We start from the raw sequence: 7,709 nt of genomic DNA, 5'->3' as shown, positions 1-7,709 counted from the left end.
TACCCCCAACCCGAAAAAACGGGAGCGAAATAATTTTAACAAGTTGGCGGGCAAAGAAACTTATAAAGAAAATTAACCATTTAAATATTAATAAACAATGATAAATTTACAAATTACAAAAACAGAAAACGGCAAACAAGCCGTGCAATGCTCACAACTTTACAGAGCGTTAGGATTAGACGAAAGTAATTTTGCCCGTTGGGTTCAGCAAAACATTCTAAACAATCGTTGGGCAATAGAGGGCGAGGATTACACCCTCTTAACTCGTCAAATGCAACGAGTTAAGGAAGTAAATAGCATAGATAAAGTAATGCCATTAGAGTACACCCCAAACAAATACCGCAACCGTTCAAAGGCAAAAGACTATGTTTTAACACTGGATTTTGCTAAACGTTTGGCAATGATGACCAAAACAGAACAAGGCGAAAAAGTAAGATTATATTTCTTAGAGTGCGAAAAAGTAGCCCACGCCAAAACGGAGCTAATAAATGCCGAACTAATGAACGAACTACAAGCGTACAGAGGTTTATTTAGAATTGCCGAAATACGCAAAGAATCGAACCGCCAAGCCCGCCAATACAGAGAACAACTAAGGCGAGCAAAGGAAGTGTTAAACCCATTTCAATACGTACAACTAAAATTAAACTTTTAATTATGAACACATTAAACAAATGGCACGAAATGAACGAAGATAAAGCCCCAAGAAAGAAATACCAACGATTGACAAAAATAGAGCTTCACAATTTAGAGCAAATTTTTATATCGGAGTTTGCAAGTGGCAAAATAAAAGTAAAAGACTTTGCCCGAAAATACAACATAGAGTGGCGTAAGCCTTTAAGTTGGAAACATAAACATTTTGGCAAGGGAAGTTTAAAACAAACCCGCATTTACCAAATGCACAAGGCACAAATACCCTCAAAAGTAATTGCCGAATTTTTTAACATTCCTTTGCCACAGGTACATTCAGCCATCAGAACCGAACGACAAAAGGAGCAAAAACACTCAAATTAACCCAAAACAAAGACTTTAACGCCAATTTTTCATATAGGGGGGTATAGGTACATTTTACCCCCGAAAAGTACGTTAAAGCCTTTGTTTTTATGTACGTTGCCAAAATGTCGGAAAAACTACAATTATCTACAAGTTAAATACCTTTTTTATGCAAAAGAATTACCAAACCAAGAGTATTAATAGCCGAAAAGCCTTTGAATATTACTGCAAAGGACTGAACAGCAAAGAAATAGCAAAATTATTAAATTGCAGTTATAGAACAGTACAAAACTATATGAGTGCCGAAAACTGGAAAGAAAAACGAGCTAATAAGCTAAAAGACAAAGGATTGCTATAACAAAATAAACAAGTCCCCAAAGAATTACTAAAACCTTTGCCAAAATAGGTTTTTCATCTTTGATATTATAGGCACTAATGAAAGGAAGCAAAGGAAAAATGAGCAGTATTACAGGTGTGGCAATTAGATATTTCCAATTGCGAATAAGTATAATAAAAAATAATATTGCAATAATTCCCAAAAACATAGCACAAAAGTATAAATTATTACTTATCTTTGCAACTCCTAAGCAATCATACACAAATAGAAAAAAAAGATTTTACCCGTGTGGTATGGTGGCGGTGTGCGAAAGCCCCGCAACGCAATGATTGGCGTAGGACACCTAAACCGTACGGGTTTATATATTCCTTAAACAATCAAAAAATGAGTACAAAAAATGTAACACTTGAACAACTGGTAAACCGTTTAACCGCCATTAACAAAGAGAATAATAGCAATAGCATTGCTATTGACGTAAGTAGTGAAACCCCTTATAGTAATGCTATTGGTATGGTAGGTAACATTATAAACGTATGCAGGTCAGCAGTTTATTACAAAGGCGAATACCCTAATGCCGAAACAGAGTTAATAAGCGTAGGCGAAGTATTAGGATTAGCCGAACAAATAGTGTTTAATCTATATGACGATATAAAAGAATTAGACACGCTTTATAAACTTAAATAACCTCTAAAAAAAACCTCAACAATGGGGCTTTTTTGTGTTTTATTGCATAGGGGCAAAAATTACAACACTTCAACAAAAGCAAGGGTTTTAAGAGCCTTATAGCGTATTTATGCGTAATTCTACCGAAAGCCCAGTATATGCCAAACACCCATTACAATAGCCACAACCGAAATTAAACACCTCAACCAATGAAAAAATAAAACCAGTTATTAAATAACGCTTAACAACTCAAATAAAAACCTTGCCTTTTTAAGTTAAGTTTTTTTGCTCTATAATGTGGCTAAAAAATGGTTTTTCTCAATTTTAGGGTAATTTTAGGGGAATAGGAGAAAAAATTAAGCCTTAAAATGTTGTTTATCAACAAATTAAGGCTTTTTGTTTGTACCTGAGGTGGGAATCGAACCCACACTCCGAAGAACACGAGTTTGAGTCGTGCGCGTCTACCAATTCCGCCACTCAGGCTATTAGTGTTATCATTTCGGGTGCAAAGATACACAAGTTTTTTTATTTGCAAAAAAAAATTGAAAAAAAATTAAAAAATTCTTTTTAAAATTTATACCTTTGCACCCGCAAAACAAAAAATCATTCAACCTTACCACTATATATATTATGGCTTACGTAGTACCTGAATCAAAAATTTTTGCTTGTTCGCAAAGTATGGATTTGGCAAAAAAAATTGCTCAAAAATACAGAACACACTTGGGGGAAGTTAAAACCTTACATTTCAGCGACGGGGAATTTCAACCCTCGTTTGAAGAATCAGTACGCGGGGCAAGGGTTTTCATCATTGGCTCAACCAATCCGGGATGTGAAAACCTAATGGAAATGTTGTTAATGCTTGATGCTGCCAAACGGGCGTCGGCACGTCATATCACGGCGGTTATGCCATACTTTGGCTGGGCAAGGCAAGACCGAAAAGACAAACCCAGAGTACCCATTGCCGCAAAATTAGTTGCCAACTTACTTGAATCAGCTGGCGCTACCCGCATCATTACGATGGATTTACACGCCGACCAAATACAAGGTTTTTTTGAACGCCCCGTTGATCATCTGTACGCATCAACCATCTTTTTGCCTTATTTGCAAAATTTAAATTTAAAAAACTTGTGCATCGCATCACCCGATATGGGCGGTTCCAAAAGGGCTTACGCTTATTCAAAATACCTAAATAGTGAAGTGGTTATTTGTTACAAACAGCGAAAGCAAGCCAACGTAATTGAAACAATGGAACTTATCGGTGAAGTTGAAGGACGAAACGTGGTGTTAGTAGATGATATGGTGGACACAGCCGGCACACTGGTAAAAGCAGCCGAACTAATGAAAGAGCGAGGCGCATTAAGCGTGAGAGCCGTAACCACACACGCCATTTTAAGTGGTGGAGCTTATGAACGTATTGAAAACTCACAATTAGAGGAACTTATCGTAACGGATTCTATCCCTCTAAAACAAGAATCTAAAAAGATAAAGGTGCTTAGTTGCGCCGATTTATTTGCCGAAGTGATGCACCGTGTACACGAAAACACATCCATCAGTTCAAAATTTATAATGTAATTTAATTTTATAACTAAATATTTTTTTAATGAAATCAATTGCAATCAAAGGATCTCAAAGAGAAAGCGTGGGCAAAGCATCAAGCAAAGCCTTACGTAATGCTGGACAGGTACCTTGCGTGTTATACGGAGGGGATACGGTTCTGCATTTTTCAGCACCCGAATTAGCTTTCAAAAGCATCGTTTACACCCCGAATGTGTACACTGCTACAATTGAGCTGGAAGGAGGAAAAACGTACACCGCAGTTATGCAAGACATTCAGTTTGACCCGGTTACTGACAAAATCCTTCACATCGATTTTTACCAATTGCACGACGACAAAGAAATCACCATTGAAGTGCCTATCCAAATCACCGGTACCTCTCCGGGCGTTATGGCCGGTGGTATCTTGCGTATCGTAAATCGCAAGCTAAAAGTAAAAGCACTTCCTGCGAAATTACCTGATTTTGTACCAGTTGACATTTCAGGAATGGAAATGGGTAACAAATTTTATGTTACCAAATTGGTTCAAGACGATTACAAGGTAATGCACCCTGACAATACGGTGGTTTGCCAAGTAAGAATCTCACGTGCTGCAATGAAAGCCGCACAAGAAGCTGCAAAAGCAGAAAAAGGCGCCAAAAAGAAAAAATAACGTTTTTTCATTTTAATAAATCTGACCGTTTCCACCTTTGGAGGCGGTCTTTTTTCTGCTTAAAAACCTTTAAACAAGAAACATTTTTTTTCGAATTCATCAATAATTCCGTACCTTTACCGCCTTGAAAATAAAACCAATGATTTCATTCAAAAAACACATAACAACCATAGCACTTTTGCTCACCGGTTTGGCAACTTTAAGTTCGTGTGAATCCGATGAATTGTGCGAACACAAAGTGAACACGCCACGCTTAATCGTTCGGTTTCACAATGAAAAAAGCGTCTCAAACACCAAAGTTGTTGATAATTTGATTGTTTATGGCGAAGGGAATGACCTTATCCTAACCAATGCCTCAACTGATTCCATTGCGCTTCCGTTAAAGATTGAAAAACCAAGCACAACCTATATAATGGTAAGCAATTCCGTTTATGATGCTAATTCCGGCACCATCACCTCCGGAAATGTAGCTACAGTTACCTTCACTTATAATATTGAAGAAGAGTTTGTTAGCCGAGCCTGCGGCATCAAAGTCGTATACAATACGGTAAGCGCCACCGTTGAAAACATCGGAAATTCGTGGATTAAATCAATTAACATCAAAAATACCAACGTACGAAATGAATCAAACGCTCAAATACACCTTTTTCATTAGTCTTTTTTTCTTGCAAAACATTACTGCACAAGAAGATGCCCCCCAACCCACTTACAAACAACGTTATGGGGTGCGAGTTGGTATTGACCTTAGCAAACCTTTGCGTTCCTTTTTAGATAAAGATTATTACGGCATTGAATTGGTGGGCGATTACCGCATTAATTACAAATTCTACGCAGCCGCAGAACTTGGAATGGAACAAAAAATTACGGTTGAAGATTTCTATTCCTATAAAACACAAGGGCAATTCATCCGCTTCGGAATTGATTACAATACCTACGGAAATTGGTACGGGATGGAAAATATGATTTATGTTGGCGGGCGGTATGGTTTTTCGCTTTTTTCGCAAGAACTCACCTCCTACTCCATTCACAAAGACAATCAATATTGGACAGAAAACATCAGCGGAACCAACCCCAACTGGCTCCGAACATATGGCGGACGTTCAGCCCACTGGCTCGAAGTAATTTTAGGAATGAAGGTGGAACTACTCAAAAACTTGTTTGCTGGAGCTAGCATTCGTCTCGGATTTTTGGTTGCGAACCCATATTCTGATTTTCCAAATTATTGGATTCCCGGATTTAATCGCATTCGGGAAGGCAGTCGGTTCGGCGCAAGTTACAATTACACAGTTACTTACCTAATCCCTCTTTACAAAAAAGAAAAGAAAAAAGAATATCCGAAAGAAAAGAAAAAACAATAATTTTAATTCTCATAAACGAACATAAAACAATAATTTTCAATCTACCACATAAAATTCTTTCACTTTTTAGCACGATTTTCACTAAAAATTAATACATTTGCCATTTCAAAAAAAGTATATATGATTAAAATTACACTACCTGACGGCTCAGTTAAAGAGTTTAGCCAAGGCACAACGCCTTATCAAGTGGCTCTCAGCATCAGCGAGGGCTTGGCAAGAAACGTGTTATCAGCAAGTTACGACGGAAAAACCATCGAAACGACCACGCCTTTAACCACCGACGGAAGTTTAGTTTTATACACTTGGAACGACGAGCAGGGCAAGAAAGCCTTCTGGCACTCGTCGGCACATATTTTGGCACAAGCCTTGGAAGAAACCTATCCGAACATCAAACTAACGATAGGGCCTGCCATCGCCAACGGATTTTACTATGACGTTGATTTCGGGAATGTTAGCTTTTCCGAAAAGGATATTCCGCAAATTGAGAAAAAAATGCTCGAAATTGCCAAAGAAAAGCATGCGTTTTCAATGCGTTCCGTTAGTAAAAAGGAGGCGCTGGAACTTTACAAAGAAAATCCGTACAAAACAGAACTTATTGAAAATCTGGAAGATGGAACGATTACATTCTGTGACCATTCCACTTTTACCGACCTTTGTCGCGGCGGACATTTGCCCAACACGGGCTTTGTGAAAGCCGTGAAAATCCTCAGCATTGCGGGGGCGTATTGGCGTGGCGATGAGAAAAACAAACAGCTCACACGTGTTTACGGAATTTCTTTCCCGAAACAGAAAGATTTAACCGAATATTTGGCTCTTCTGGAAGAAGCTAAAAAGCGTGACCACAGAAAGTTAGGCAAGGAATTGGAACTTTTTACCTTCTCTAATAAAGTAGGGCAAGGACTTCCGCTTTGGCTTCCGAAAGGAGCGGCTCTTCGCGAGCGTTTGGAGCAATTCCTACGAAAAGCCCAAAAACAAGCCGGTTATGAGCAAGTTGTATCACCTCACATCGGTCATAAAGATTTATACGTAACTTCGGGGCATTGGGAAAAATACGGAAAAGACAGTTTCCAGCCCATCGCAACGCCCAACGAAGGCGAGGAATATCTCTTAAAACCAATGAATTGCCCGCATCACTGCGAGATTTACAATTCAAAACCTTGGAGTTATCGCGATTTACCGAAGCGTTTTGCCGAGTTCGGAACGGTGTATCGTTATGAGCAAAGTGGTGAACTTCACGGACTTACGCGCGTTCGTTGCTTTACGCAAGACGATGCTCATATTTTCTGTACACCCGAGCAATTGGACGAAGAATTTAAAAACGTAATCGACCTTGTGTTGTACGTTTTCGGGTCGCTTGGTTTTGAGAACTTTACGGCTCAGGTGTCGCTTCGTGACCCTGAAAATCCGTCAAAATACATCGGAAGTAACGAAAATTGGGAAAAAGCCGAGCAGGCAATCATCAACGCCGCCAAAGAAAAAGGCTTGGATTACGTCATCGAAACAGGCGAAGCAGCTTTCTACGGGCCAAAATTGGATTTTATGGTGAAAGATGCCTTGGGCAGAAGCTGGCAACTCGGCACGATTCAAGTGGATTACAACCTACCCGAGCGTTTTGATTTGTGGTACAAAGGTTCTGATAATGAACTGCATAGACCAGTAATGATTCACCGTGCCCCATTCGGAAGTATGGAGCGTTTCGTGGCGATTTTGTTGGAACACACCGCCGGAAATTTCCCGCTTTGGTTGATGCCAAATCAGGCTATCATTCTTTCGTTGAGTGAAAAATATGAAAATTATGCTCAAAAAGTTTTGAAATTATTAGAAAATTTCGAAATTCGCACCCTGATTGATAATCGTAACGAAACCATCGGAAAGAAAATCCGCGAGGCAGAAACTCAAAAAATTCCGTTTATGCTCATCGTTGGTGAAAATGAAGAGAAGGAAGCTACAGTTTCCGTACGAAAACACGGCGGCGAGAGTTTGGGCTCCATTTCCGTTGATGAATTTGTGAAAATCGTTCAGTCAGAAATTGATAAGAGCATCAAAAAGTTTAAAAGTTAAATTGTGAACGAATAATTTATAATACACATTTCGCTGTCTCTATCGGCATTGGAGACGAAGCGTTAAAAAAATCAATCAGATGGAGCGTAGAAAA

The 7,709-nt window shown here is 39.0% G+C and carries 9 protein-coding genes and 1 tRNA gene; 9 read left to right on the top strand and 1 reads right to left on the bottom strand.

From position 1 onward, the window contains the following. Window positions 1-97: 97 nt before the first annotated feature. The 4 genes from Q4D72_RS01770 to Q4D72_RS01755 all read left to right on the top strand — a co-directional run bounded on the left by Q4D72_RS01770 (window position 98) and on the right by Q4D72_RS01755 (window position 2,011). Window positions 98-652 carry an antA/AntB antirepressor family protein gene (locus Q4D72_RS01770; RefSeq protein WP_303075699.1) on the top strand — a complete coding sequence of 185 codons (555 nt, stop codon included), beginning with the start codon at window positions 98-100 and terminating at the stop codon, window positions 650-652. A 2-nt stretch (window positions 653-654) separates the two neighbouring features. After that, complete coding sequence (locus tag Q4D72_RS01765) at window positions 655-1,011, top strand: hypothetical protein (RefSeq protein WP_303075698.1); 357 nt, start codon at window positions 655-657, stop codon at window positions 1,009-1,011. A 148-nt stretch (window positions 1,012-1,159) separates the two neighbouring features. Then, window positions 1,160-1,348, top strand: a complete 189-nt coding sequence (locus Q4D72_RS01760) for a sigma factor-like helix-turn-helix DNA-binding protein (RefSeq protein WP_303075697.1) — start codon at window positions 1,160-1,162, stop codon at window positions 1,346-1,348. Between the two features lie 363 nt (window positions 1,349-1,711). After that, entirely contained in the window at window positions 1,712-2,011 is a 300-nt protein-coding gene (locus Q4D72_RS01755) for a hypothetical protein (RefSeq protein ID WP_303075696.1), read from the top strand. A gap of 382 nt (window positions 2,012-2,393) precedes the next feature. Here the strand turns inward: Q4D72_RS01755 and Q4D72_RS01750 are convergent. Continuing rightward, window positions 2,394-2,473: transfer RNA gene (locus Q4D72_RS01750), tRNA-Leu, on the bottom strand. A gap of 147 nt (window positions 2,474-2,620) precedes the next feature. Here Q4D72_RS01750 and Q4D72_RS01745 point away from each other — a divergent pair. The 5 genes from Q4D72_RS01745 to thrS all read left to right on the top strand — a co-directional run bounded on the left by Q4D72_RS01745 (window position 2,621) and on the right by thrS (window position 7,615). Further along, complete coding sequence (locus tag Q4D72_RS01745) at window positions 2,621-3,562, top strand: ribose-phosphate pyrophosphokinase (protein ID WP_303075695.1); 942 nt, start codon at window positions 2,621-2,623, stop codon at window positions 3,560-3,562. 28 nt (window positions 3,563-3,590) lie between these two features. Next, the gene (locus Q4D72_RS01740; protein ID WP_303075694.1) at window positions 3,591-4,196 is read left to right on the top strand and encodes a 50S ribosomal protein L25/general stress protein Ctc; all 606 of its coding nucleotides are present in this window, start codon (window positions 3,591-3,593) and stop codon (window positions 4,194-4,196) included. Between the two features lie 139 nt (window positions 4,197-4,335). After that, a complete protein-coding gene (locus Q4D72_RS01735) occupies window positions 4,336-4,851 on the top strand; it encodes a DUF6452 family protein (protein WP_303075693.1) in 516 nt (171 codons plus the stop codon). Then, entirely contained in the window at window positions 4,817-5,554 is a 738-nt protein-coding gene (locus tag Q4D72_RS01730; RefSeq protein ID WP_303075692.1) for a DUF6048 family protein, read from the top strand. The genes Q4D72_RS01735 and Q4D72_RS01730 overlap by 35 nt, the downstream gene beginning before the upstream one ends. Window positions 5,555-5,674: 120 nt before the next feature. Continuing rightward, window positions 5,675-7,615, top strand: a complete 1,941-nt coding sequence (thrS, locus tag Q4D72_RS01725; protein WP_303075691.1) for a threonine--tRNA ligase — start codon at window positions 5,675-5,677, stop codon at window positions 7,613-7,615. The last annotated feature ends 94 nt before the right edge of the window (window positions 7,616-7,709 follow it).

The sequence above is a fragment of the Capnocytophaga sp. genome (genome assembly GCF_030532915.1).
GTDB lineage: Bacteria > Bacteroidota > Bacteroidia > Flavobacteriales > Flavobacteriaceae > Capnocytophaga.
Note: the sequence above shows the minus strand (reverse complement) of the source record. Positions and strands in the feature narration are given on the sequence as shown.

What these genes read in the sequence shown, in the direction of transcription:
- Q4D72_RS01770 (WP_303075699.1), top strand. Translation starts at nt 98, where the DNA reads ATGATAAATTTACAAATTACAAAAACAGAAAACGGCAAACAAGCCGTG.
- Q4D72_RS01765 (WP_303075698.1), top strand. Translation starts at nt 655, where the DNA reads ATGAACACATTAAACAAATGGCACGAAATGAACGAAGATAAAGCCCCA.
- Q4D72_RS01760 (WP_303075697.1), top strand. Translation starts at nt 1,160, where the DNA reads ATGCAAAAGAATTACCAAACCAAGAGTATTAATAGCCGAAAAGCCTTT.
- Q4D72_RS01755 (WP_303075696.1), top strand. Translation starts at nt 1,712, where the DNA reads ATGAGTACAAAAAATGTAACACTTGAACAACTGGTAAACCGTTTAACC.
- Q4D72_RS01745 (WP_303075695.1), top strand. Translation starts at nt 2,621, where the DNA reads ATGGCTTACGTAGTACCTGAATCAAAAATTTTTGCTTGTTCGCAAAGT.
- Q4D72_RS01740 (WP_303075694.1), top strand. Translation starts at nt 3,591, where the DNA reads ATGAAATCAATTGCAATCAAAGGATCTCAAAGAGAAAGCGTGGGCAAA.
- Q4D72_RS01735 (WP_303075693.1), top strand. Translation starts at nt 4,336, where the DNA reads ATGATTTCATTCAAAAAACACATAACAACCATAGCACTTTTGCTCACC.
- Q4D72_RS01730 (WP_303075692.1), top strand. Translation starts at nt 4,817, where the DNA reads ATGAATCAAACGCTCAAATACACCTTTTTCATTAGTCTTTTTTTCTTG.
- thrS (WP_303075691.1), top strand. Translation starts at nt 5,675, where the DNA reads ATGATTAAAATTACACTACCTGACGGCTCAGTTAAAGAGTTTAGCCAA.